The sequence below is a fragment of the Corynebacterium sp. KPL1986 genome, from assembly GCF_000477975.1.
Classification (GTDB): Bacteria; Actinomycetota; Actinomycetes; order Mycobacteriales; family Mycobacteriaceae; genus Corynebacterium; species Corynebacterium accolens.
In genome coordinates this window covers 1,997,943-2,023,119 of record NZ_KI515719.1, presented here as the reverse complement: position 1 = coordinate 2,023,119, position 25,177 = coordinate 1,997,943, and the positions used below count along the sequence as shown (strand labels likewise).

Below are 25,177 nucleotides of genomic sequence, written 5' to 3'. Positions count from 1 at the left end.
CTAAATCTCCCGGTGCTTAGTGCCGATGACCATGCGGTCGATCTCTTCCAGTATCTCATCCACGATGGCCGGATTGAAGGCCCGATCCTTGCGCAGGGCTAGGAGCTCGCTCTGCGCGGCATTGAGCGCGGTGCGGCGGGCCTCCAGCGCGACACGGCGGGCCTCCTCGGCGCGCTGCTTGCGCTCGTCGTTATTCTCAGCGGGGTTTTCGCCATCGCCCAGGCGGTCCTCGAACCACTGGATGACGTTGGCGGAAATTTCCGGATCGACCGTTTCGGCCTCGCCGGTGGCATCGTCCTCGGGGCGGAATTGCGATAGCGCATCGATGCTGGCGGCGCGCGCCCGCGAAACCACCGCGGCGCGCATCTTATCGTTGGCGGCCTGCGAGGCCTCGGTGAGATCGAGCTGCCGCATCAACCACGGCAGCAGCAGGCCGGGCAGCACCATGGTGACCAGCAGGACGGTCAGGGCGATAACGGCCAGCTCGTGGTGGAAGGCGAAGACGCCGGTGGGAATGGACAAAACCAGCGCCAAGGTCACCAGGCCGCGCATGCCGGACCAGGTCATCAGCAGCACCTCCTGCATCCGCAGCGGGGCAACGTGCGGGCGCCCGCGCGAGACGTTGAGGCGGTAGTAGAAGAACATCCACACAAAACGCACCACGAAGGCCACCAGCGAAAGGATCACGCCGACCATGACGGAGTGCCACAAATCCGAGCCGACCTCCGCGATGGCGGTATTAACCGTCAGCCCGATAAGGCCAAAGGCGACACCGGTAAACAGCAGCTCCATGGTCTCCCAGAAAGACTGGCCGGAAAGCCGGTCCTCGGCCTGGATATCGGCGCGCGAGTTGAGCTCGACGGCGGCGATGACCACGGCGATAACACCAGAGGCCTCCAGCTCCTCGGCCACGAGGAAGGTGGCAAAAGGAACCACCCAGGTCAAAGCATTGCGCGCGACCACATCGTGGACGTGTGTAATAAACAGCGCCGTCAGCCGCCCGATGAGCCAGCCAATGGCAAGCGCGACGACGGACGAATAAAGGAAGCTCAGCACGCCGCTGCCAAAGGAAATATCCCCGCCCTGGGTCACGGCGGCGAGCGCGAGGTGGAAGGCGACGATGGAGGCGGCATCATTAAATAGCCCCTCCGTTTGCAAGGTGGTGATGATGCGGCGCGGGATGCCGGCGGGCTCGGCCACCGCGTCCACGGCCACGGGGTCCGGCGGGGCGATGGCCGCGCCGATGAGGATGGCGGCGGCGATGCTAATCCCCGGCAGGAATGCGTAGGCGGTCGCGCCCACGGCCAGGGTGGTGGCGACGACAAGCAGCACGGACAGGCTCAGGATGGTCACCCACTGCCCGCGAATCACGCCCCAGGACGTGCGCCGCGCCAGCGCCCACAGCAGCGGCGGCAAAAAGATGGGAAGGATGAGCTCGGTGGGGATGTCGAATTGCGGCAGCCCCGGCACGAAAACGGCGCAGGCGGTAATAATCGTCAGCAGCGCGGGCCAGGGCAGCCCGACCCTATCGCCGATCGCAACGACGAAGACGGTCAGCAGCATGAGCCCGATGAGAACCAATAAAACTTCCATGGGCTCGATAGTATTACGCGCGCCAAATATACGGCTCGCGGCTCAATTCCTCCGGCTGGAATTGCGCGAGGAGCTCGGCGGCGGTCTCCGCCTCATAGCCCAAAGACTGCGCCAGCTGCTTGACGATGCCCCTCGGCTCCCCCATCTCCCCCATCTCCCGCATCGTCACCGCGCCATCGCGCTTAGCCAGGCGCTTGCCCGCAGCATTCAGAACCAGCGGCACGTGCACGTAGGTCGGCGGTGCAATCCCCAATAAGGAAGCAAGATAAGCCTGGCGCGGGGCGGAGGATAAGAGATCGTCGCCGCGGACCACCTGGTCGATGCCCTGGTAGGCATCATCCACAACCACCGCCAGGTTATAGGCCCAGCCGCCGTCCTGCCCGCCGCGGCGCAGGATGAAATCATCAACTTCGCCGGTGAAATCGCCGTGCAGGGCGTCGTGGATGGTGAAGCTGGAGACATCGGCGCGCAGGCGCAGCGCCGGCTGGCGGTTATCGGCGGCGAGCTGGGCGCGTTTGGTGGCACGTTGGGCATCGGAAAGCGCACGGCAGGTGCCCGGGTACTGGCCCGGAATGGCGTGCGGAGCGCGGGAGGCTTCGCGGATATCCTTGCGCGAGCAGTAGCACTCGTAGACCGGCAGCTTCTGGAGCGCCGCGGCGTAGGCGGCATCGCGATCCTGCTGGTAGATGACCTCGCCGTCCCACTCCAGCCCCAAGGCCGCAAGGTCCGCGAGCTGTCGCTCGGCCGCCGCGCGGGAGGAGCGCTGCTTATCGATGTCCTCCACCCGCACCACAAACCTGCGCCCCGTCGACCGCGCGTAGAGCCACGCCAGAAGCGCCGTGCGCAGGTTGCCAAAGTGGAGATCGCCAGAAGGGCTCGGGGCATAGCGGCCCGCCCCGGTGGTCGCGGAATTCATATTCCCAGCATACGGTTTGGCACAATGGTGGGCATGGAAAAATCCCCCTCCTCTCAAGTGCGCTTTATCCCCGTTCATTCCACTCTCTATCCCTGGCTCGTCACCATTTTCGTCGTGACGTTTTTGATTTCTAATATCAACGCCACCAAGGGCGTCCAGCTTGGGCCGCTCGTGACCGATGGCGCCTTCTTCCTCTTCCCGCTGGCCTATATCGTCGGCGACGTTTTATCCGAGTGCTACGGCTTCAAGTCCACCCGGCGCGCCATCTACATCGGCTTTGCGATGGCCCTGCTCGCCGTCGTGTGTTTCTACATCGCCATCTGGCTGCCCGCAGCGGATTTCTATGAGGGGCAGGAGGCCTTCGCCGCCACGCTGGGCCTAGTGCCGCGCATCGTTTTGGCTTCCCTGGCCGGCTATCTGGTGGGCCAGCTGCTCAACGCGTGGACGCTGACCGCGATGAAGAAGCGCACCGGCGAAAAGGGCCTTTTCTCCCGGTTGATCGCCTCCACCGTGGTGGGCGAGTTTGGCGATACCTTGCTGTTTTGCGCCATCGCCGCGCCCGTCATCGGCATCGACACCACGAGCGGGTTCATCAACTACGTGGTGGTGGGCTTTGTGTGGAAGACGCTGATTGAGGTCGTCCTCTTGCCCATTACCTCCACGGTTATCAAGCTGGTGAAAAAGCGCGAGGATTACCGCGCCTTCGACGCCGCGTAGTAGCGGCCTAGGAACTCATCGCGGTAGTCCTCGTAGTAGCCGCCGTTGATCGCTGCGCGGATATTATCTACTAACCGCACCATGAATTCCACGTTGTGGATGGTGCACAACGTACCGGCCAAAAATTCCTTCGCCTTGAGCAGGTGGTGCAGGTAGGCGCGCGAGTAGTTCTCCGTCACGTAGCCGCCGAATTCCTCGTCGATGCCCTTGAAATCCCGCTTGAACCGCGCATTGGTGAGGTTAAGGCGGCCATCAAGCGTGTAGACGCCACCGCGGCGAGCCAGGCGGGTCGGCGCGACGCAATCGAAGGTATCGGCGCCGGCTTCGACCGCGGTAAAGATGTCATCCGGTTCGGAGATGCCGAGCAGGTGGCGCGGTTTATCGTCCGGTAGTTCATCGCACACCCAGCCCACGATGGTGCCGAGGTTCTGCTTTTCCAGCGCACCGCCGATGCCAAAGCCACCGAATCCGCGCCGGCCCTTCTCTCGCGCGGCGCGATCCAAATCCAAGAGCCCGCGGGTGGCCTGGCGGCGCAGGTCCTCGTATTGCGCTCCCTGCACCACGCCCCACAGCGATTGCTTTGGGCGGTGGTAGCGCTCGCGGGTGAGCCGATCGTGTTCCTCCAGGCACCGCTGCGCCCACCGGTGCGTGCGGGCGACGGATTCCTCCTGGTAGGTGCGCGAATCAATGAGCGTGGTCAGCTCGTCGAAGGCGAACATGATATCCGCGCCCAGCCCGTGCTGAATCTGCATGGACTTTTCGGGCGTAAAGCGGTGCTTGGAGCCATCGATAATCGAGCGGAAATCCACGCCTTCCTCATCCACCTTGGCCATGCGCTCCCTTTTCGCGGCGCGAATATCCTTTTCGGTGAGATCCGCCAAGTCCATGGCGATGACCTTTTTAAAGCCCACGCCCAAAGACATCACCTGGAATCCGCCGGAATCGGTGTAGGTCGGCCCGTGCCAGTTCTCGAATTTCGCCACGCCGCCGGCCTCGTCCACGATGTCGTGGCCCGGCTGCAGGTAGAGGTGATAGGCATTGGACAAAATGGCCTGCGTTCCGGTGGCGCGAATCTGCTCCGGCGTCAGTGTCTTTACCGTGGCCTTGGTCGCCACTGGGATAAACGCCGGGGTGGCGATATCGCCGTGCGGGGTGTGGATAACACCACTGCGGCCATGCTTGCCGGGGCCTTCGGGCAGGCGCTTATCGATGTCGAAACTTAAGTCCTTCATTCCTTTTCTTCCTCTTCTTCCCTGGCTTTCTGGCCGTGTTGTGCTTCCCATTCTTCCTCAAGCGCGGTGCCTTCGATGTCTACGGTGGGCAGGATCTTATCCAGCCACTTGGGCATCCACCACGTAGCGCGGCCCATGAGGAACATGGAGGCAGGGACGAGGGTCATGCGGACAAAGAAGGCATCGAAAAGCACGCCCGCCGCCAAGGCAAAGCCAAAGATCTGGATGAACGGCAGCGGCTGGTTGATAAAGGCCACGAAGACCGAAATCATGATGATCGCCGCGGCCGTCACCACGCGCGCGCCCTGGGTAAAGCCGGTGATGGTGGCCTCGTCGACGGCATTATAGGGCCCCGACGTGCCCTTCGGATGCCGCGCGATGTGCTCGCGCATGCGGGTGACTAGGAAGACCTGGTAATCCATGGCCAGGCCGAAGGTCACGCCGATGAGGAAGATCGGCATGAACGATAGCAGCGGGCCAGGGCCCGGGACGAGGCCCCACAGGCCGTCTTGCCATACCAGCACCGTCAGGCCGAACGCGCCGCCAACCGAAAGCAGGAAGCCCAAGCCCGCCACCAGCGGCACCAGGAGGGAGCGGAAGACGACGAGCAGCAGCACGATCGCCAGCCCCACGACGATGCTGAGGTACGGCGCCATGGCATCGCGCAGGCGCTCGGTGATGTCCAGCTGCACGGCGGTCAGGCCCGTCAGGCCGACTTCGGTGCCGGTGGTGCCTTCGATCTGCTTGGTAGCAGAGCGCAGCGCGTGCGCGACATCAATGGTTGCCGCTTCCGTCGGCGAGGTTTCCGGGGTCACCATGATTTGTGCCGCGCGCTGATCATCGCTGAGCGAAACGATTTGCGCGTGCTTTACCCCGCCGAGCGTCTTTAATTGATCCGCGGTATAGAGGAAGGACGCCAGCGCCGCCTTGTCCTCGGCGCTCTTCGGCGCAGCAGCTGCTTCCTTGTCCTCGACCTCTGCGACGGGGGCGATTTCCGGCTCCGCTGGCTGTTCGCCGGGTTGATCTGCTGGCTGATCCGCGGGGTGTTCTGCCGGGTGCTCGGCTGGCTGGTCGGGCGCCTCGTTCGGCGCGGGCTCAGGCGCGTTGTCAGGCGCATGGTCGGCCGGGTTATCGGCAGGGCCTTCGGCGGGTGCCTCACTGGCGCCCTCGCCGGCGTTTTCCTCGGGTTCGTCCTGTCCGCCCTGGGCTGCCACCAATGGGGCGAGCGCGGCGGAATCGGCGTTGATGGTGTGGGCATCGACAACCGCGAGGAACGGCCCGTTGATGCCGGGGCCGAAGCCTTCAGCCAGCAGGTCGGCGGCCTTGCGCTGGGTGGTATCGGGATTCGAGGTGGTATCGGCAGGCAGCGCCAAATCCATGTGAAGCACGGGGGCAGTCATGGCGCCGAGGGAGAGGACGACGAGGGCCATCGCCAAGCCGGGCACCTTTTGTACCAGCCGTACCCAGCGATTGCCCATGGTCGGGCCGCGGCGCGCCTTGCCCTTGCGGGAAGAATTGCCGGCCACGCCGGGGATGCGGCCGGCAAATGCCTTGTCCCCCAAAAGTCCGAGCATCGCGGGGATGAGCGTGAGGGAGACGAGGACGGCGATGGCCACGGTTGCCGCGGCGGAAAACCCCATGGCGGTGAGGAATTCGATGCGCGCGATGAGCAGGGCAAAAAGCGCGGTAAAGACGGTGGTGCCGGCAAAGACCACGGACGAGCCCGCCGTTCCTGCCGCCATACCGGCGGCCTCTGGGGCGGACATGCGGGCCCGCTCGGCGCGGTAGCGGGACAGGATAAACAGCGCATAGTCGATGCCCACCGCCAGGCCAATCATGATGGCCAGCACCGGCGTCATGTTGTTGAGCTCTATCCAGTGCGTGGTAATCATCATGCCGCATGCGCCCAGGCCAACCCCGATGACGGCCGAAATCAGCGGCATTCCGGAGGCGACCAGGGAACCGAAGGTAAAGATGAGCACGAGGAAGGCCACGCCCAGGCCGATGACCTCGGAGGTGGAATTGACCCGAATCTCATCGCCAAACCCGGCGCCGCCGGCCTCAACGGTAAGCCCCTGCTGCCTGCCAATATCCATCGCTTCCGTCACGATGTCCTTATCGGCCTGCTCCACGCTATAGGGCGATTCGGCATCGAAGTTGAAGGTGGTATAGGCAATGGTCTCGTCTTCGTTGACCATGGCGAGGTTATCGGCATCGGCACGCGCGGATGATTCCGGCAGCCCCATCTCCGTGAACTGGTGGATGACCTCGTCCTGCAGCCGCGGCGAGACCTCAAGGGGGTTGCCAAAGCGCATGGTATCGCCCATCTCCAGGTTATCCTCGAGGTGGGAAATGACCGCGTCGATGGCCTTGTCGTTGGCGGAATCCGAAAGCTTTTGGCCCTCCGGGGCCTTGAATACCAAGTTCACCGACGGCGAGTTGGCGGGATTGCCGCCCTCCGGGAAGAGGTCCATCGTCTTGTAAGTGGCATCGATGGACGGGGTGCCTTTGATAGCGAACTCGCTAGTCATCGGCTTCATTAGCATGGCGGCGGCACCACCAACGGCGGCAAGCAGCACCACCCACGCAACGATGACCTTCCATTTATTAAGGAAAGACCAGCGCCCTAGCCGGTAAAGGAGTTTAGCCACGGGAAGTTGTACCTTCGCATTCGCGTAGTCGGACTGATTGAACTTCGCCCTAGTGTAATGGCCATGTCCGGTATTCCCTATTACCTAGCCGGCTTGCAGCCAGTATTCACAGACGATGCCAAGGCGGCAGGGTGCCCCTCCCTGCGCAAAAATTTCGTGGCCCCGATATAGTCGAAGACTAGGTCGGGGGCCACGATAAGGTGCTGGGACGGTACCCAGTTATAAGATTTCTTCCTACTTAAACGTACTTTGCCAGGTTCAAGCCGGGAAGAACCAGATTAGAAAAGGCAGAACCGATTTTCTTCACTCGCTCGAGAATGGCAGCAATAGCCCCATCCAGCTTGCCGAGGGAGGAGCTTCCTAGAGAAGAACCATCGGCCGCAGGATTTTGTTCGGAGGGCTTGTTTTCTGGGGGCACCTGGCCAGACGGCTTATCGCTCGCGGAAGCACCCTCGAATGCCACGGTGAAATCCGTGTCGGCATCATCTAGTGGCTGCCCCACTGGGTACTTGCCCAAGAAGATGTCAGAGCCAGTCTGGGTGAACGAGGTCGGGGCATCGGTTGTGGCGTAGCTCTTGCCGGTCTCTGGCACCAAAGGCTCGGAGAGCTTGAAGGTAGAGATTGCGGCATCATCACCAGATAGGTCGACAGGCTGGTCCTTAAATGGGCCGGAGGCACCGGTAAGCTTATAGTCCGCGGTAATGGTGGCATCTTGGCCTTTTACTTCCACCTTAATATCCGAGAACATCAAGTCCATACCGTAGGAGCCGTTAGGCCCCAGCCCTGGATAGCCCTGAAGGTGCACAGACCCCTTGGTACCAATCGTTCCATTGCCATCGGCGTCTAGGGTGGTCTCGGCTACATCGACGGGGAAGGTGAAATCCTTGTCTACCTTTTCTGCGCCTTCGGCTGGAGTAATGACACCTTTAGCAAACGGGGTACCCAAGTGGTGAATGAAGGATTCTTTGATCGGCCAATTAAGTTGGCCGGATTCCACAGCGGCGATCCCGGTAGAACCATCAGCCGGAGCCTCAGCTGCGGTGGCCATAGGGACCGTAAAGGTGCCGAGTGCAACCGCACCGGCTGCGATAACAGATGTTGTTTTCATGAGATTCTCCTCTTGAGAGCATTGGTGAAGCCTTGCCTATCAATATTAGGCAAGGCTTACTTTAGTTAGTTGATTGGAAAAAGTAAATCAGTGACGCTCATCTAGTTCTGCGAAAACTCCCGAATTGAAAGCGAACGCGCGCTGTGCCTCAGACAACAAGACCCCTCGTTCCCCTGCAGTCAGCGAAAGGTTATCTAGACGCTGGCGATACCCCTTGCGATACGGAGGAATCTTGCCAATAGCAGTGAAGTCATAGAAGTTCAGCGCATCCGATTCAATGTCATAGAGTGCACCTAAGCGCGCAGCAATGACCTGCCCCCCGGAGACATCCCCAAGGTAACGGACATAGTGATGAGCCACGACCTCTACCGCACTGCCGGACACTTCCTCCAAACGCGCAACATAGGCGGCAGTAGCTGGCAAGATTCGGATCTTTTCGCGCCAATCACCGCCAACCAGAGCCGCCAAGTCCGCCTCCAGTGCGTAGCGACGTTCGAGGCGTGGATCGGCCACCGCACCGCCGATCGACGTGTGCGCTACGCTGCGGACGGCACGCTCCAAAGACTCATAGACAAACCACAACTGGCCGGTCAGGTCGGCTGCAGCCGCCCTGCTCAACTGCCCCGACATGAGACGCTGCATAAACGCAGAGCCTTCCGCATTTCCGTGAGCGTGTGCGGTTGCCTCGCGCAGCGCTGCGGACAATGGCTTATTGAGAGTGACAGTCACTGACTTCCTCCAAAGTAATGCTTACCTAACTTCTAACCTCAATTTAAAGTTAGGCAACCCTTAATTACAAGACCTATTCGCAAAAATCAACCGAAAGGACTACCTCCTATCCATCCGTCTGCGTCACAGGCGGCGAATTTCCGCCAAAATGCGCGGTACCGGGCTACTGCCGGTACCGCGCATATCTCGTGGATGTCTTTAGCTCTTCAACGAATATCCGTTGCTTTTATCGGTGGAGAAGAGCACGGACACTATCTAGGGCTCCAGACTTTATAAAGGCCTGCCCCAAGATGGCGAACATGCTACCGATAGTCACCACACCCAAGATGTAGTTCCACATCTTGGCGAACTTAGAGCCAAAGGCAGAATGTTCATCTGCACCCCCCTGATCTTTCCCTTTTTCGGGAGCTTCATTCGCCGGTTTATCGGATTCTGGCTTCTTAGGTTCCGGCTTCTTAGTCTCTGAAGACTCTGTATGCTTTGGAGTTTCTGGCTTCTTCGAAGGTGCTTGGCTCTGCGAGGTCGCCGGTGGCTGCGGAGCCGGCTCGTTCTGGGTCGTTTCCTCACTCTTCGATGGCGCCTCGCCCTGCGGAGCTTCTGGGGCCTCCGGGTTATGCTGATCCTCTGGCTCTGGACTCTTCTTCTGACCACAATCAGGGGAAACGTTGAGGGTCAGCTGAGCTTCATCAACCTTGGGGCTATATTTAGGCCCATAAAGTCCCATGAAGAGTACATCTACGCCTTCGGCCTTTTCGTCTGTCGTGCCTGGTTGCCGCTCGTAGGAAGTATCAGCGGTGGAGAGGGTGAGCGTGTTACCTTCCTTCTTCCATTGTCCCTTACCGTGAGCAAATGCTCCTTCTCCAGTACGCTTATTGGCTTCGGTTTGATCGTCCTTAGTGTACTGCGTCATATGCTTGCCTTCGACGTAATAGGCTTCGTAGCCACTACCTAGACGAACCTCATCCCCAGTTGTTTTTACAAAAGGACTCTTAACATTGGAGTACAGCGCATCATGGTGGCCGGTGAAGGTAATCGAAGAGTCCTTGGTCCTGATTTCAGAAGCGGTCACGTTGCCCTGCTCATCTACCGTGACCGTCGATTTTTCAGGATCGACATCAAATCCAAAGGTGAAGTCTTTACTGTCAGGCTCGCCGTTTTCCTGAACCGAGCCAGTAGTAGTCCAGTCACCTTGGGCAATAGGGCCTTTGATGTAGCTGCGCCACGAGTGTTTGATGCCCCAATTTAAGGAGCCGGATTCGATGGTGCATGTTTCTTCCGCAGAAGCATGCGGCACGGTCAGCGCTGTCGCCGCAAGGGCGGTGACCAAGATTCTTTTAAACATGGAAGTCCTCCAAATGATGTGAGAAGAGTGGGTTGATTGCGGGCGTGGCACGTTGTGGATGTACCCGCAGCCCGTCGACGGAAATAGGCCAGTCATATACCTGAGACAAAGTGCGACCGGTAAATACCTCGTCTACGCGCCCTTGGGCTGCTAGTCCCCCGCACGACAGGCACACGACATGATCGCAATATGCAGCTGCAGCGTTGAGGTCATGCAACACCACAAGGACGGCAACACCGGCCTCGCGGGCAAGGGCTTTCACTGAGCCCAGCAGTTGTTCTTGGTGCCGGATATCCAGCGCGGCCGTTGGCTCATCGAGCAAGATAACCGGGGTATTTTGGGCAAGCACCCGTGCGAAGGCAGCGCGGGCGCGCTCCCCGCCGGACAGCGTGCTGATATCTCGGCCCGCTAGGTGTGCGACGCCGACGGTATCGAGGGCGGCGTCAATAAAAGCATCGTCAAGGTCCGCGTAGGCAGTTCCTTCCCACGGTCGGCGCCCCATCGCAACGACATCGCGGACGAGGAATTCGAAGGACACCGAGACGTCCTGGAGCATTACTGCACGCGTGCGCGCGAGCTCTCGCGGTGGTGCCTTGGGTGATAGCCCACCCACGGTGATCTCGCCGGAATATTCGATGTCTCCGGCGACGGCGGCAAGTACCGTGGATTTGCCGGCGCCGTTCGGACCGATAAGCCCAGTGACTTCGCCCGCTTGGGTGGTAAAGGACACCTGGTCCACGAGGGTGTGCTCGCCCACGCGAACGGTTAAGTCTTTGACGTTTATCATCAGTGCACTCCTTTGCGCATCATGCGGCGCAGCAAGATGAAGAACGTGGGACCGCCCACCAGGGCGGTGAAAATGCCGATGGGAAGATCCGCAAAAGGAATCATCGTGCGCGCTGCCACGTCGGCGAAGCCAATGAGGACGGCACCACCCAGAGCAGAGGCGGGCAGTAGGATGCGATTTTCTGGGCCGACGATGCTGCGCAACAAGTGGGGAACGATTAGCCCCACAAAGCCAATGAGGCCGGCGAAGGAAACGGCCGCGGCGGTCAGCACTGCCGATGCCACGATCGCCACGATGCGCAGCCTCGGCACGTTGACACCGGTGTGCGCGGCAGCGCGCTCACCGAGCGCGAGGACGTCCAGCTGCTTACCCAACCGCAGAGCCACTGCGAGGCCTATCACTACGATGGGAAGTACCGCCCACACGTGTTTCCACTGCGAACCGTTAAGGGAACCCATCTGCCAGAAAATGATCGCCTCACGGTTGGCGGTGGGCGCCAAATACACCATGAAGGAAATGATCGCGTTGCATACCGCATTGATGGCGATGCCGGTGAGAATCAGGTGCACCACGGCCACGCGTCCGTTGTACCGCGCCAGCTGATAGATAATGAAGGTAACCAGCAGCGCGGTCAGGAAGGCTGCGGCGGGAACGGTAAAGGTACCGAAGAACTCGATATTAAAGACGATGACTACCGCAGCGCCAACGCCCGCACCGGAGGTAACGCCGATAATGGAAGGTTCTGCCAGGGGATTGGCGAATACCGCCTGCATCAGCGTGCCGGCAACGCCCAAGGCTGCGCCCACCACAAGGCCCAAGACCAAGCGCGGCAGGCGGATGTCCCACACCACGCTTGCGGTCAAGGAATCCTGCGCGTGCCCGGCTGCCAGAATGGGAAAGAGATCAGACAGCGGTACATAATATTGTCCCAGCACAACGGAGATGAGCGCCGCAAGAACGGTGAGGATCCCCAGCAGGATGAATACCCAGGTGCGCTGAGTACGTCGGCGCGCAAAGGTGTCCGTATCCTTACTCATTGTCGGGGTCATACACAGCCTTTGCTAGCTTCACCAGCGTCTGACCAGTCATGGGACCAAATGCCAACGATTGGCCGTCCGGGATAGTAACGATGCGTTTCTTTTGCCCGGCGGTGGTCTGGGCGACGCCTGGGCGTTCTAACAAGCCATCAATTCCACCGGTGGACTCAAGGCCATTGGTCATCATGATGATGACCTCTGGGTTGATGCGCGCCAGCGCCTCCGCATTGGCGGGTTCTGCATAAGAAAGATTGTTTTCCTCAGCCAGATCCACGCCACCGATGCCTTCAATAAGATCCTTGGCCCCGGTGCCGTCGCCCATAATGAAGAAGACACCGCCGTTTCCGCGTGCGTAAAGGAACGCCATACGCATCGGGTCATCAGGAACTAATTCCTTGATGGCTTCCTTTGCCTCGTCGATTTCCTTGTTGGATCGATCGGCTAGTTCGCGTGCTTCGTCGGGCAGACCGAGGGCATCGCCAAGCGTGGTGATGTCCTCACCTACGGAATCAATGGTGCGCTCAGGTTCCATGACCACAGTGGTAATGCCCGCCGCGCGGATTTGATCAATGGCATCACGCGGGCCAATGGAGTGATCCACGATAAGAAGAGTTGGATTGAGCTCCAATACCGCTTCCACGTTGATGTTGTGACCGCCTTCAGTCACCACTGGGAGATCCGCCAAGTTGGGCTCAGTGGAAGAGACTGTACGACCGACGATATTATCTGCCAAACCCAATCCGCTCAGCGTCTTGGTGTAGGTACCATAGATATCTAACGCAAGGATGCGCGAGGCATCGGTGACGGTGACGTCATAGCCATCGGCATCGGTAAGCTCTACCGGAAGCGCCGGCTGCGCCTTGCCAGTAACCGGCTCGATATCGTCAAAGTCTTTGACGTCGCTCACGCCTTCAAAAGACCTGGGATCCGAGAGATCGGCGGGATCCGGTAGCTGATCTGTGTAACTTCCCTGTACACCACACGCAGTAAGACTAAAGATGCACAGGAGTGGTACGAGGAAACGAAGAACGAGTTTCACGGCAATCCTTCTAAGAGTTGTTCATGACAAGGCGGCTGGTGGAACCGCCGGCGATGATCAATCCGACGATGAACAGCAGTAAATAGGTGGTCGGGTTATCCATGTTTCCGCCGGGAGACGTGGCGGACTTGACCTTGAACTTGTTCGATCCGTCCTCGTATCCCTGCGAGGAATCACCAGCATGCGCTGGGTCCCCGGCTGCGGCATGAGCGCCACCCTTGGAAGCAGAACCGCCCTTTCCGTTTCCGCCCGCGCCCGCGCCACCGGATCCAGAACCGGAGCTAGCACCGCCGCCACCAGATACGGCGCCGCAATCAGCGCTTCCGCCCAAGGTGGCGTGGAAGCTCAGCGGATCCAACTGAAGACCCGGCTCATAGAAGTCGGCGAAGGCGTGAGAACCGGTTTCAGAAAGCGATACTGAAGCTTCACCAGATACGGCATCGGAGCCAACATCCAGGGAGCTAAAGTTCAAGCTGCCAATGACGGTGCGTCCGAAGTCCTTCTTCTCGCCTTCCATATTGGAAGAACGCACGTCACCAATGAGTTCACCAGAGTTGCCGTTGAAGGTGATCTCCAAGTTGGCAATGTTCAGATCCAGCTTGCCGTGGTGGCCAGAGAACTGGATGCTTCCGCCATATTGCACGGAGCCCGCATTATCTTTTACAGCGCCGGAGTTACCCGTGAATTGGAAACGACCATTTTCATATCCCACGCCAGATAGATCCCATCGGCCTTGCGCAATAGAGCCGGTGATATAGGACTGGAAGGACTTCTTTACGCCCCACTGTGCTGTAGCTTGGGTGACACCAGTAGCTTCACAGACGGCACCGTCGCCGCCGGATGCACCCGCGCCCGAATTACCTGAGCCCGAGGCGCCGGAGTTAGCGGATCCAGAATGCGCAGGACCCGATCCCGCTGCTTTCCCAGTTCCTGAAGCACCGCCGCTTCCGCCCGAACCGGAGTTACTCGGTGACGAATTTCCCGATGCAGAGTTAGTAGAAGCCGAGTTTCCTCCAGTGGAGTTCGACGTACCCGAAGCAGAGCCACCCGAATTCGAGTTCGACTCACCACGGTTATTGAAAGACTCCAGCTCATCAAGGAATGCCTGGGTATTGCCCATAAACGTGGTAATACCGTTCATCGTGTCATTGGTCTCAGACAGGATGTCCATGGCTTCCTTATTAAAGCCCGTGATAGAGGTCAATGGGCGCTTCGAACCGCCACCGGAACCAGAGCCGCCAGAGCAAGAACCATCTAGCGCAATGGTCCCGGAGGACGGATCGAGGACTTCACCCTCTTTGTAGAATCCAGTGAAAAGTTTGACGCCACCGGAGGTCAGGGATGTTGAGCCGGCCAAATCTACCTTTTCAGCTCCGTCTTTTACCGGATTATCCAGATTGATGGTGGCGATCACTTCGTCATCGCCTTTGATTTGTTTACCGCGGCTATAGTCTTGCCGGTTCAATTCGTAGGAAACATAGTCCACGGAGATCTTTGCCTGGTTACCAGACGCCTTGACCTTGAAGTCCGACATCGTCATGTCCAGGACCCCTTCATGGCCGGTAAAGCTCAGCGTGCCGTTGAACGGAATCGTGACGTTTCCACCAGAGACATCAGGCTTTCCCGCGGTAAAGACGAACGCACCATCGCCCGTTTCGTCCCCCTTAAAACCAATGCCATTGGCACCCCAGCCACCGCGGGCAATATTTCCCTTGATGTAGCTGCGGAATGACTGCTTGAGGCCCCAATTCCATGTGCAGGCCTCGTCTGCGTGGGCAACCGGAGTAGAAGATAGAAGCGGGGCGAATCCCGCCATGAGGAACGCCGCGACAATGACGCCGAACGCCGACCTCCACAGTTTACGAATCATGTTGAGAACCTTGTTTCTCGCTAAAAGAATGTATAGGCTACGCTTACTTAGGTAAGCATATCCTGACCGATTTTCTTTCAGCTGTCAATAACTACCCCCAATAAGAAAACAATGCAGAACTACCCCCACCGAGACATCTTCACCAGCATCTACCCCGATGTCGATCCCACTCAGAGCTTCCCTCTCACAATCGGCGAACGCTTCTCCTTAGCGCTTTCCGTCGGCGTATTCATGTTTGGCGGCGTGAGCGGAAGCCTGCTCATCGCTGGCATCGGCTTGGCCTTTGTGGTCGCCTGCTCCTTCGCCCTATCCCAAAAGGCCCCGCGCCGCATCCGCACAGAGGCGCGCAGCCGGTTCCCCCGGGAACCGTGGGCCGAACAGCCCAGCCTCCTCGTCCCCGCAGTGTGGGCAGTCATCGCAGTAATCGCGGCCCTGGCGTGGTGGTTTACCCCCGTGAAGTACCTCATGTGGAGCGCAGGCACCATGGCCGTCATCGCGGCTATTGCAACGTGGTCCCTCCCCACCCTGCAGCGCCGCCGCGCGCGGGCTGCGCACGCAAAGCAGGAGGATTAACTCCCAAATCTTCCCACCGAAGAAAACAAAAATAGGCCCCGACCTGCATTAACAGGTCGGGGCCTTGCGCGGTGGCGGCGGGATTTGAACCCGCGGTTGGGGGTTACCCAACAATCGCTTTCGAGGCGATCACCTTCGGCCGCTCGGACACGCCACCGCGTTCCAGATTACGGGAGGACCCCCGATGCAACAAAATCGCCGCGCCGGCACTAAGCCAGCGCAGCGATTTCGCTAGGAAGGGACTATAAAATTAGTCCTTCTTCAGGCCACCGATGATGTCGTTGGCCTTGTCCTTGATGCTGTCAGCAGCATCGGACAGCTTGTCCTTAGCCTCGGAAGCGACCTGATCGGCCTTGCCCTCGTTGGCTACGTCTTCGTTACCGGTTGCCTCGCCGAAAGCTTCCTTTGCCTTGCCTGCGAGGTCGTCCTTCTTGTTTTCCAAATCGCCCATTTTCTCTCTCCTTAAATGAGTCGCTTACAGTGTGACAGCCACTATACCCACTTTTCGCGCAAAGTGGTGAAGAATTTTTCTAGCAACGCCACGCAGTCCTCTTCAAGCACGCCGCCGCGAACCTGTGGGGTAAAGGGGGCGGTGGGGGCACGCAGGATATCGACAAGCGAGCCGCACGCACCCGTCTTCGGCTCAAAGGCGCCAAACACCAGTGAGCTTATCCGCGCGGCTTGCAGGGCGCCGGCACACATGGCACAGGGCTCCAAGGTGACCACGAGCTCGCAGCCGATCAGGCGCCAACCATCGCCGTGGATGCGCACCGCCTGGCGGATGGCCTCGATCTCGGCGTGGGCGGTGGGATCGCGCAATTGCTCGCGGCGGTTGACGCCGGTGGCGAGCTCGCGGCCGGTGGCATCATAAAGCACCGCCCCAACCGGCACGTCGCCGGCGGGGGTTTGGCGCGCCACCGCGAGGGCGCGCTGCATGCGTTCCTGCGCGCGCTGCAGGGGCTTAGGCGTTATCAATGACGTCTTCTAGCTCATCCCCAAAGCCCAGGTCGCCGGCAATGCGCAGGAGCATATCGGAGGGCCAATCGTCCTCATCGTCGATGATATAGCCCACCTGATCCTCGGATAGGCCCAGGTCAGCGAAAATATCGAAGTCGCCCTCGCCATAGGGCTCGGCCTCTTCCGGGTCCACGTCTGGAATCTCATAGTCATTGAGCTCCATGAAGTCCGCGGCAAAATCATCGTCAACGCCATAGGTGGCATCCGAAATTAGCAATTTCACCCCACCGGGCACGGGCCGCACGGCAATGAAGTAGGCGTCCTCGACGCAGAGAAGGGCGAAAGCTGCACCTTCGGAGCGCAGGGCGCGCACCGCGGTGATGGAGGTTTGCGGGTCCTCAAAGTCATCATCGAAGCTGCGCACGACCCATTGTCCCTCGTTGCGGGCGACGGTAACCGCGAAAGAGTAATTTTCGTTGCTCATACCTCGTGAGATTAGTCGTGTTGTGCCACAATTGTCACCGTGAGTTCTCAAGATGTTCAACGCCCCATCTGCATTATCGGCCTCGGCCTCATCGGTGGTTCCTTGCTGCGCGATCTCGCGGGCTATAACCACGACGTATTTGGATACAACCACTCGACTTCCGCCGCCCGCACCGCAGTAAAGCAGGGTTTTGACGTCAATGATGACTTGCCGGCGGTGCTTAACCGCGCCGAGGTTGAAGAGGCGCTCATTGTCATCGCCGTTCCCATGACCGCGGTTGGCAACGTCTTGGATGCCATTCAGGAACACGCCCCTAGCTGCGGCATTACGGACGTGGTCTCCGTAAAAACCCCTGTGCGCCAGCAGGTCTGTGACCGCGGCATGGAGGATCGTTACGTGGGCGGGCACCCCATGGCGGGTACCTCGAAATCGGGCTGGGATCACTCCCAGACGGGGCTTTTCCGCCGCGCCGCGTGGGGCATTACCTACGATTACGCCGCCGATTATGAGGCGCGCGGGGAAAAGATTCCCAAGAAATGGATTGAGACTTTTACGGACGTCGTACGCATGACCCAGATGGTGCATGCGGAGGCGGTCCCCATCCGCGTGGCCAACCACGATGCGGCGGTCGCCCGCATTTCCCACCTGCCGCATATTTTTGCCGAGACCCTCGCCACGGTGGGCGATAATGGCGGCATTTTGGCGCAGTCCCTGGCCGCCGGTTCCTTCAAGGATGCGACCCGGGTGGCAAGCACCCGCCCGGACCTCGTGCGGCAGATGTGCGAGACCAATGCCCCGGCCTTGGTGGAGGCTTTGGACGAGGCGCTGGAGCTGCTTCACGATGCCCGGGAGAAACTCGCCGCCCCCGAGCCTTCCATCGCCGAGCTTACCGATGCCGGCTACCGCGCCCACACCCGCATCGATGCCAGGTCGGGCGCCCGCAAGGAATCGGTCTCCCCGGTCAAGATCTCTTCCCGCCCCGTGCTGCGCCTGCACCCCGGCGGGCCGAAGTGGGTGGCGCAGCTGCGCCAGACCGAATCCTTGGGCGGGCGCATCGAGATCTTTTAGCGGCGCTTGTTGCGGGCGGCACCGCTGCCTGCGCCGGCGGCGAAGGTGCGCGCGGCTGCCGCGGCACCGATAAGGCCGATTACGGCTACGGTGAAGTAGATCCACGGGTGATCCCCGCTGGTTTGCGGAACTTGGGCTGGCTCGGGCGTGTTCTCGGCGGTCAAGATGGCGTCTTTATCCTTGCCGCTCATTACGCCCTCTGCCCACTCCTTGGTGCCGGCGAGGGTGGTGATTGCCGCGCTTGGAGAGGGAAGTTCCGGGTCCGCATTCGAGGTACCCGCGGTAGCTAGGCCCGCGAGTTTTCCGTCCACGAAGAACGGTCCGCCAGAGTCGCCGCCCTGCATACCAGCATTACCGGTGGAGTGGACGTCGAGGATCGGGCTGCTGATCATCGGGGCCATGCCGCCTTGGCCAGGCTGCATTACTTCCCCACCGTTGCCGTCAGGCTTGACAATCTGCGGCTGCTCGGCGCCCGGCTTGGTGGCACCCGGCGAGACCACCTTGGGCTTATCCGATCCCGAACCAGATCCCGGCATCTTGAGGCCGGGCATGGCCTCTTCGGCCGGCACGGATTCGTAGCCTTCAGGGACCTTCACGTCTGCATCCGGCTTGGAGCCGCCCGGCATCTTGAGGCCCGGCATGGCTTCTTCAGCGGGCACGGACTCGTAGCCTTCCGGGGCTTCCTTGTCGGCGCCCGGCTTCTGTGCGGCGTCATCGCTTGGCCCGCCGCCCAGGATTTCGGAGACCTTCATCTCTGCCATCGGCAGCTGGCCTTTGCGCGCCATGGAGGAGCTGCTACTCCAACCATATAGGGTGCCAAGGTCGCCGGTCTCTGGAATATCGGTAGAGATCTTGGCCGGTTTGATATCGGTGACGGGCTCGGTGAGGTGGAGCAGTCCGGCATCGGAAAGCGGGGATAGCGCCCACGAATCCGCGTCATAGACCTTGCCTCCCAAGCGGGCCTGGGTGCCTTCGTTATTGACGGACTGCAGGCAGTGGCGGGCGGTAAGCACCCACTGCCTATCCACGAGCGTGCCGGTGCAGTCGCCGAAGTTGCCTATGCGGCCCATCTTGAGCGCGGCGACGGTCTGGGACTCGGCGTTATCGGGGGCGGGTTCGCCGTGCTCAAGGGCGCTGGCGGGGGCCGCCAACATCCCGATGATACCAGCGGTGGTCAAAGCGGTAGCAATTTTACGCGACATGTTAGTCCTTCTTTCCAGCAGGAACGGCGAGTTTAACGGCGGAGGAGACGGCCTTTTCAAGGGGGCCTTGGCCCAGGAATTTCCGCCAGATGGTGGCGAGTACGAGGAATAGGCCAATAAATGCCCACGCCCACGCGGTTTTGTGCAGTGAGATGTGGCTTTGCCAGTAATAAGCGGAGAGCACGTGCAAGACATAAACGGTCAGGGACATCGTGCCCATTGCGGCCAAGGGGTAGACGAGCTTGGGTACCGCGCTGCCAATGAGCAGGCACAGGTGCAGCACTACGGCGGCCACTGCAACGGAGAGCAGGATTTCGCCCGCGACGCCGGTGTGGCCGGTAAAGCGCAGCCAGCTGGGAATATCCGGCTCGAAGCGGAAGTAGGTACCGACGGCGGCAATCACGGCACTGGAGGCGGTGACGATCCACTGCAGCGCCGTGCGGTAGCTACCTGGGCGGATGTAGACCTCGAACAGCAGCATGCCGGCAAGGAAGTACGCGATCCATGCCAGCAGTGGGTAGACCTGCGGCAAGGTAAAAGGCGCGTAGTGCACGGTCGAGGCAATGGCCGCGACGAAGAACAGTGCCAGCTTCCACCACACATTCAGCGGTGGCACCCAGGACACCACCATCATGGTGATACCCATGGCAATAAGCACGACCTGAATTTGCCCACCGACTGGCAATAGCGCCAATCCGATAAGCGTAATGATGGCGCCGCGAGCGATTAGCCGCAACAGCGTCTGCGTGGAATAGTTCTTGCCAATGAGCATCATCGTCACTCCGGCGATAATGGCAAATAGGGCGGCCGGAAGACCCGACAAAATGACCTTGGTACTCCATACCAACGAGGCCATGTGCAAAATAATCATGCCAATAATGGCAAGTGAACGGGCCATATCCAGCCCGACGATGCGCGATGATGAGCTCACCTAGCACTCTCCTTCACAATGTGATGAGACGCAGTGTTTTCCACCACGACCCATATTTATAACGACTCTCTTTTTCTACAATAGAAGTCTGGGAGGTTGCTGTATCAACAGTTTGCATGCCCTGTGTCTTATAAATGCCGTTATTACCCCCGGCCAATATTGCCGCCCCACTCTCCCGCCGACCACAGAAGAGTGCACCCACTTTCCCGGCCTCACCGTGCGACGGAAGGAGATGCAACCGTTCCTAGGTGATCAATCAGTTTTGCGATTTCAGGGTGAGCAAGCAGCTTCTTTTCAATCGCATCGATCTTGGTCTTATGAGCTTAATTCTCGTCCTGCCACAGTAGTCATCTTGGTCCATCCCCTCAGGCAGGTTGGGAACCCACACACAAACCATCAGAGACCCTCTTGGTAGATGACCTTGAGACTTACTCGCATACGGGGAGCAAATTGAACTCGGATGCCTTAGGTAGTGTGCGCAGGACTGAAATTGCCGCTATCAAACAGGAGATAACCGAGCACAGAGCACATAGCGCCATGCTTGCCTGAAAACCCATTGCGGCGAGAATTGCACCCGCGCTGGCGGACGCGATGATTGGTAGCAACCCCATCATCAGACGCGCTCCTGCCGAGCATTTTTCTATTTTTTCGGGAGGTGCTGATAACGCAAGCACTCCCCCGGAGTATGAGTTGCAGGCAATGGAGGGAACTACGATGAAAAATGCTGCAACTGCAATAAGTGGCCAATACTGAGAAAATATAAGAAGGAACAGATACCACAGTAGCTCCCAAAACATCGTTACTCGGATGATGTTTCTTCCTGGAAATTGCTTGATGAGGCGGTCTTGAAGAAGTCCTCCAACAATCATTCCAACGGCGAACATGGCTGAGGTGAGGCCGATTATCCAACCATCAACTTTGAGGTATGCCAGCCATAGGTCAACGGACGCGATGAGGAAAAAATTGGCGAAGTTGGAGAAAATATCGATGCTGAAGATTGTTCGGAGCATCGGATATTTCCAAATCCAAGTCAAAGAATATTTGCTATCGGACCAGAACTCTCGAAACGAATACTGTTGTTCACTACTTGACCTCCCCAGGTCCATACTGATGGTTCTTGAAGCATAAAGCGGACCCAACCCACACAAAGTTTGTACGATAAAGGGAATAACTGGGGCTAGACCGTAGAGAAAGCCGCCTAAAGGTAGTCCGACCATCCAGATAATGTTGTCTCGAGTTTGGTTACGGCCTTGCGCTTGAACAAGCAAATTCTCAGGAATGATGAATCTCAAAATGGCGTTGGTTAGGCCTCCGAAGGTGCCTGTAATCATTCCTGCAAACAGGCTAAAGAAGAACAAAAGCATGAAAGTGAATTTGCCCAAGTAAAGCAGTAACGAGAAGGTTGACCAGATGCCAATTTGGCTCAGCCCATAGAAGAAAAGTAACTTCTTCTTGTTAAAACGATCGATGATCATGCCGGCTGGGATCGTCATGATCATCGATCCCGCCGAGCTTGCGGCGCCAATCACTCCCGCTTGACTTAAGCTCCCAGTGAGGTAGTAGCTCGCAAGTGAAATAGGGATAGCTACGAGGGATGCCCCCAAGGCGCTTGCTGTATCAGCGAAGAACCACCGTAGATAGTCAGGATGGTTCTTGCGTACGATGGTCCAAAATTTTTGATCAGAAGTATTATAATCCTGCATCGTGTCTCTCAATGTTTGGCACCCGCGACTGAAAGCTCATGCGCGCAGCATGAACCCAGCGCCGGATTTCCGGAATGGGTAATTCTCACGGGTCAACCTCTTGACCCGCCGCAACTCGCGGAGTGTCAAACAGGATTTATTGATGCAGTAATGTGAACATGATGTGCTCCAGGTACTATGCCATTAATCTCGGCTCAGTGACTATATGGTCCGGGCCGGTTTTAGGACCGGGCGGTTTGAGTGCCTTCCTGGGTTTGGTACCATTGGTTAGCGTACTCAGTCGACGGGATAAACCCTAGGCTCGAATGAGGATAATAGGTATTATAGCGCTGTGACCACAGTCGCAGGCAACGCGACGCATGGGCGGGGGTAGTCGAATATCTCGTCCTCTCACAGCTCGTCACGTAGCCGGTTGTGGAAGAACTCCACAAACCCGTTATGCCAGGGCATTCCCGGTGGGATGAACGCCTCGACAGTATCGTGCTTAGCTGCCCAGTAAGTCAGCTCAGAGCGTGTCAAGTTGTTTGTGTGTGGGGCTGGGTTTATAGGTATTTGTCGAAGCTGTCGGGGTAGGCCACGGCCATTTGGTTAATGGCTTGTTTCCAGCCGGAAACTCGGGCTCCTTCCATGAGTCTGCCGGCTGTCGCTGAGACTCGTTTGCCTTGCTTTGCCCTCTTTGCGGCTCGTTTGTCTTCGATGTTGCAGATCATCAACCACAGCGTCTTTATCGCTGATTCATCGTTGGTGAACTGCACCCTGTTGCGGGTAGCTTTACGCAGCTGGTTGTTGAACGACTCAATGGAGTTCGTCGTATAGATTACCTTTCTGGCTGCTGGTGGGAACTGCAGAAACGGTACGAAACGCGCCCACGCATCACGCCAGACCTTGACTGAGCGGGGATATTTCTCACCCAGCTCGGAGGCTTCAAATTCGTCTAAAGCAACCTGTGCTGTGGGCTCGTCCGTGGCAGTGTAAATCTTTTTCAACGCGGCTGATACGCCCCGGCGATCCCCGTAGGCTACCCACCGGTTAGCGGCGCGAATCAGGTGCACGATACAGGTTTGCACCATAGAGTTCGGCCAGGTTGCCTCAACTGCCTCTGGCAGGCCTTTCAGCCCGTCACAGCAGACGATAAAGACGTCCTTGACCCCACGGTTAGAAAAGTTGGCGCATACCTGCGCCCAGAATGAAGCGCCTTCTTCCTTGGCAATCCACAATCCTAAAATGTGCTTAATACCGTCGAGATCCACGCCGATAGCCATGTACGCAGATTTGTTGACTACTCGGCCGTCGTCGCGGACTTTAATGCGCAACGCGTCCAGGAAAACCACGGGGTAGAACTCGTCTAGCTGGCGGTTTTGCCAGACCATAACCTCATCGAGCACGGCGTCAGTAACCGCAGAAATCGTCTCATGGGAAATATCAACCCGCATCGCCGTTGCCATATGATGCTGGATATCCCTAATTGTCATCCCACCGGCATACAAGCTGACGATCATGTCATCAACATCAGTCAAGCGCCTAGAACCTTTAGGAACCATAGTCGGCAAGAATGTACCAGCCCGATCCCTCGGGACATCAACGGTTAATGGCCCATAGTTAGAATCCACGGTCTTTGGATACGACCCGTTGCGGTAATTGTCTGTCCCAGCAGCAGCTTTAGCGCTCCTGTCGCCAGACTCGTAGCCCAAATGGGCATCCATTTCCGCGTTGAGTCCCCTGGTAATCGAGGCCTACAACATGCCGCGAACCAAGTCATTGGCATCCATTGTCGACCTGCCTAGGTCATCAATCAGCTTCGCGATGTCAGGATTAGCAAGCAGCTTCTTTTCAATCGCATCAATCTTGGCCTTATCAGCCGGATCTCGTCTCGCCACAGTAGTCATTCTGATCCATCTCCTCATGCAGGTTAGGTACCCACACACAAACCATCAGACACTCTCTGGTGTGCTTTCCGGGTGAGTAAAAACAGACCACGATGCCCGGTATGTGCTGGGCAAATGAAGAAAAACGGAACCACATCCAAAGGCACAACCAGGTGGCGGTGCAAAGACCCGAACTGCGGCAGCTCCACGACACGAACCCGCACCGATCTCACTCAGGCCTGCGACTTTAAAGCCTTCATCTCCTATGTCACCTCCACAGTGACGTTGTCTGAACTCGCCGGGCAACAAAGGGTGAGTCGTTGGACACTTGATCGCCGATTGAACCGTTTTGGCTCATCGACGTCCCCAACGACGGTGCCCCGCAGCGCGTCTACGAGCAGATCTTCATCGACGCCACCACGTCATTGCTTGGCACTGGACCAAACACGAAACTGTCCACGCATACACGCAGCTTCTTCGCAAAATCGCCGAGCCGCTCTGCGTCGTCATCGACGTCGGACAAGGCGCACTCACCGCGATTAAAGCCTGCTGGCCAAACGCGATGATTCAGCGTTGTCTCGTCCATGCGCAACGCGTCATCCGCCGCTACACCACCTCACGGCCGCGCACCGACGCCGGCAAAACCATCTACGCACTGGCGCTGAAACTAACCCGTGTCACCACACTCGAACAGGCACGGGAGTGGACGCTACGTCTGCACGACTTCGGTCAGGTATTCAAAACATTCCTCAACGAGAAAACACCCGTGCCAAAGGAACGCCGAACACTCAATAACCAGTGGGAATGGACTCATCTGCGAATACGCAAAGCCTACAACTCACTGCTGCACCTATCGCGCAACAATTGGTTGTTTACTTACCTTAAGCCACCACCGAATGTGCCTGATCCTAAGCGCTGGGCTTCAACGACAAACAGTCTTGAAGGCGGCATAAACGCCCAGCTCAAACGCATCGCCGATGCGCACCGAAGCAGGTCAGGGGAACGCCAACGAAAAATGCTCGAGTGGTACCTCCACACCAAAAAGCAACTGCCTGACGATCCGCTAAATATCGCCAGGCAGTGCAATTATGGCCAAGATCAACTCGCCAAAGTCAACGATCTTGCCGAAGAAAACCACAACAAAGCCGACCAAGAAACAGGCCGACCAGCCTTCTACGACAACGCTATCCCAACCGAGTACGAACACTCGATAGGAATCAGAAAAGACCCCATGAAGTAACTAACCGTGTACCCGCCCCGCAACACGCCGAACGGACACACATTCTGCTACTTAACCCTACTTTTTGGTTGTTCATGTTTCAGCTTCTCTACACATTCAAAGGACAACTGCACAATGACCTAAAGCAGGCCGA

The 25,177-nt window shown here is 58.5% G+C and carries 21 protein-coding genes, 1 tRNA gene and 2 pseudogenes; 4 read left to right on the top strand and 20 right to left on the bottom strand.

The window, feature by feature from the left end:
• Positions 1–1,593: a sodium:proton antiporter gene (locus tag HMPREF1287_RS09295; RefSeq protein WP_023016562.1), complete on the bottom strand. Its 1,593-nt coding sequence runs from the start codon at positions 1,591–1,593 to the stop codon at positions 1–3.
• Between the two features lie 13 nt (positions 1,594–1,606).
• Entirely contained in the window at positions 1,607–2,509 is a 903-nt protein-coding gene (gene gluQRS / locus HMPREF1287_RS09290) for a tRNA glutamyl-Q(34) synthetase GluQRS (RefSeq protein ID WP_023016561.1), read from the bottom strand.
• A 24-nt stretch (positions 2,510–2,533) separates the two neighbouring features.
• Here gluQRS and HMPREF1287_RS09285 point away from each other — a divergent pair, with 24 nt between their 5' ends.
• Positions 2,534–3,226: a queuosine precursor transporter gene (locus HMPREF1287_RS09285; protein ID WP_023016560.1), complete on the top strand. Its 693-nt coding sequence runs from the start codon at positions 2,534–2,536 to the stop codon at positions 3,224–3,226.
• Here the strand turns inward: HMPREF1287_RS09285 and tgt are convergent.
• The 9 genes from tgt to HMPREF1287_RS09240 form a co-directional block, all read right to left on the bottom strand.
• The gene (gene tgt / locus HMPREF1287_RS09280) at positions 3,202–4,458 is read right to left on the bottom strand and encodes a tRNA guanosine(34) transglycosylase Tgt (protein WP_023016559.1); all 1,257 of its coding nucleotides are present in this window, start codon (positions 4,456–4,458) and stop codon (positions 3,202–3,204) included. The genes HMPREF1287_RS09285 and tgt overlap by 25 nt on opposite strands.
• Positions 4,455–7,109, bottom strand: a complete 2,655-nt coding sequence (locus HMPREF1287_RS09275) for an MMPL family transporter (protein WP_023016558.1) — start codon at positions 7,107–7,109, stop codon at positions 4,455–4,457. The genes tgt and HMPREF1287_RS09275 overlap by 4 nt, the downstream gene beginning before the upstream one ends.
• Positions 7,110–7,347: 238 nt before the next feature.
• Positions 7,348–8,217 (bottom strand): HtaA domain-containing protein, encoded by an 870-nt coding sequence (locus HMPREF1287_RS09270; RefSeq protein WP_023016557.1) that lies wholly within the window; start codon positions 8,215–8,217, stop codon positions 7,348–7,350.
• 87 nt (positions 8,218–8,304) lie between these two features.
• Positions 8,305–8,946 carry a heme oxygenase (biliverdin-producing) gene (locus HMPREF1287_RS09265; protein ID WP_023016556.1) on the bottom strand — a complete coding sequence of 214 codons (642 nt, stop codon included), beginning with the start codon at positions 8,944–8,946 and terminating at the stop codon, positions 8,305–8,307.
• Positions 8,947–9,172: 226 nt separating this feature from the next.
• A complete protein-coding gene (locus HMPREF1287_RS09260; RefSeq protein ID WP_023016555.1) occupies positions 9,173–10,288 on the bottom strand; it encodes an HtaA domain-containing protein in 1,116 nt (371 codons plus the stop codon).
• Positions 10,281–11,075 carry a heme ABC transporter ATP-binding protein gene (locus tag HMPREF1287_RS09255; RefSeq protein ID WP_023016554.1) on the bottom strand — a complete coding sequence of 265 codons (795 nt, stop codon included), beginning with the start codon at positions 11,073–11,075 and terminating at the stop codon, positions 10,281–10,283. Before HMPREF1287_RS09255 ends, HMPREF1287_RS09260 begins: the two co-directional genes overlap by 8 nt.
• Positions 11,075–12,124 carry an iron ABC transporter permease gene (locus HMPREF1287_RS09250; protein WP_023016553.1) on the bottom strand — a complete coding sequence of 350 codons (1,050 nt, stop codon included), beginning with the start codon at positions 12,122–12,124 and terminating at the stop codon, positions 11,075–11,077. Before HMPREF1287_RS09250 ends, HMPREF1287_RS09255 begins: the two co-directional genes overlap by 1 nt.
• Positions 12,105–13,151, bottom strand: a complete 1,047-nt coding sequence (locus tag HMPREF1287_RS09245) for a hemin ABC transporter substrate-binding protein (protein ID WP_005280755.1) — start codon at positions 13,149–13,151, stop codon at positions 12,105–12,107. Before HMPREF1287_RS09245 ends, HMPREF1287_RS09250 begins: the two co-directional genes overlap by 20 nt.
• 10 nt (positions 13,152–13,161) lie before the next feature.
• Positions 13,162–15,021, bottom strand: a complete 1,860-nt coding sequence (locus HMPREF1287_RS09240) for an HtaA domain-containing protein (RefSeq protein ID WP_023016552.1) — start codon at positions 15,019–15,021, stop codon at positions 13,162–13,164.
• Between the two features lie 111 nt (positions 15,022–15,132).
• Here HMPREF1287_RS09240 and HMPREF1287_RS09235 point away from each other — a divergent pair, with 111 nt between their 5' ends.
• Positions 15,133–15,594, top strand: coding sequence for a hypothetical protein (locus HMPREF1287_RS09235; RefSeq protein ID WP_023016551.1), 462 nt, complete (start codon positions 15,133–15,135; stop codon positions 15,592–15,594).
• A 69-nt stretch (positions 15,595–15,663) separates the two neighbouring features.
• Here the strand turns inward: HMPREF1287_RS09235 and HMPREF1287_RS09230 are convergent.
• The 4 genes from HMPREF1287_RS09230 to HMPREF1287_RS09215 form a co-directional block, all read right to left on the bottom strand.
• A tRNA-Ser gene (locus HMPREF1287_RS09230) sits at positions 15,664–15,751 on the bottom strand.
• Positions 15,752–15,844: 93 nt separating this feature from the next.
• A complete protein-coding gene (locus HMPREF1287_RS09225; protein ID WP_005276418.1) occupies positions 15,845–16,045 on the bottom strand; it encodes a CsbD family protein in 201 nt (66 codons plus the stop codon).
• Positions 16,046–16,086: 41 nt separating this feature from the next.
• Entirely contained in the window at positions 16,087–16,569 is a 483-nt protein-coding gene (locus HMPREF1287_RS09220) for a nucleoside deaminase (protein ID WP_255342442.1), read from the bottom strand.
• On the bottom strand, positions 16,556–17,035 hold the full coding sequence (locus HMPREF1287_RS09215) for a tRNA adenosine deaminase-associated protein (protein WP_023016549.1): 480 nt from the start codon (positions 17,033–17,035) through the stop codon (positions 16,556–16,558). The genes HMPREF1287_RS09220 and HMPREF1287_RS09215 overlap by 14 nt, the downstream gene beginning before the upstream one ends.
• A 39-nt stretch (positions 17,036–17,074) precedes the next feature.
• Between HMPREF1287_RS09215 and HMPREF1287_RS09210 the strand changes: the two genes are divergently transcribed.
• A complete protein-coding gene (locus tag HMPREF1287_RS09210; protein ID WP_023016548.1) occupies positions 17,075–18,103 on the top strand; it encodes a prephenate dehydrogenase in 1,029 nt (342 codons plus the stop codon).
• Here HMPREF1287_RS09210 and HMPREF1287_RS09205 read toward each other — a convergent pair.
• The 5 genes and pseudogenes from HMPREF1287_RS09205 to HMPREF1287_RS12890 form a co-directional block, all read right to left on the bottom strand.
• Positions 18,100–19,305: a trypsin-like serine protease gene (locus HMPREF1287_RS09205; protein WP_005276411.1), complete on the bottom strand. Its 1,206-nt coding sequence runs from the start codon at positions 19,303–19,305 to the stop codon at positions 18,100–18,102. The genes HMPREF1287_RS09210 and HMPREF1287_RS09205 overlap by 4 nt on opposite strands.
• A 1-nt stretch (position 19,306) precedes the next feature.
• Positions 19,307–20,236, bottom strand: coding sequence for a DUF418 domain-containing protein (locus HMPREF1287_RS09200; protein WP_023016547.1), 930 nt, complete (start codon positions 20,234–20,236; stop codon positions 19,307–19,309).
• Between the two features lie 428 nt (positions 20,237–20,664).
• Entirely contained in the window at positions 20,665–21,939 is a 1,275-nt protein-coding gene (locus HMPREF1287_RS09195) for an MFS transporter (RefSeq protein ID WP_023016546.1), read from the bottom strand.
• 542 nt (positions 21,940–22,481) lie between these two features.
• A pseudogene (locus HMPREF1287_RS09190) lies at positions 22,482–23,672 on the bottom strand (IS256 family transposase); the annotation flags it as partial.
• Positions 23,673–23,825 (bottom strand): hypothetical protein, encoded by a 153-nt coding sequence (locus HMPREF1287_RS12890; RefSeq protein WP_023016544.1) that lies wholly within the window; start codon positions 23,823–23,825, stop codon positions 23,673–23,675.
• A gap of 114 nt (positions 23,826–23,939) precedes the next feature.
• Between HMPREF1287_RS12890 and HMPREF1287_RS09180 the strand changes: the two are divergent.
• A pseudogene (locus tag HMPREF1287_RS09180) lies at positions 23,940–25,044 on the top strand (IS1249 family transposase).
• Positions 25,045–25,177 lie beyond the last annotated feature (133 nt).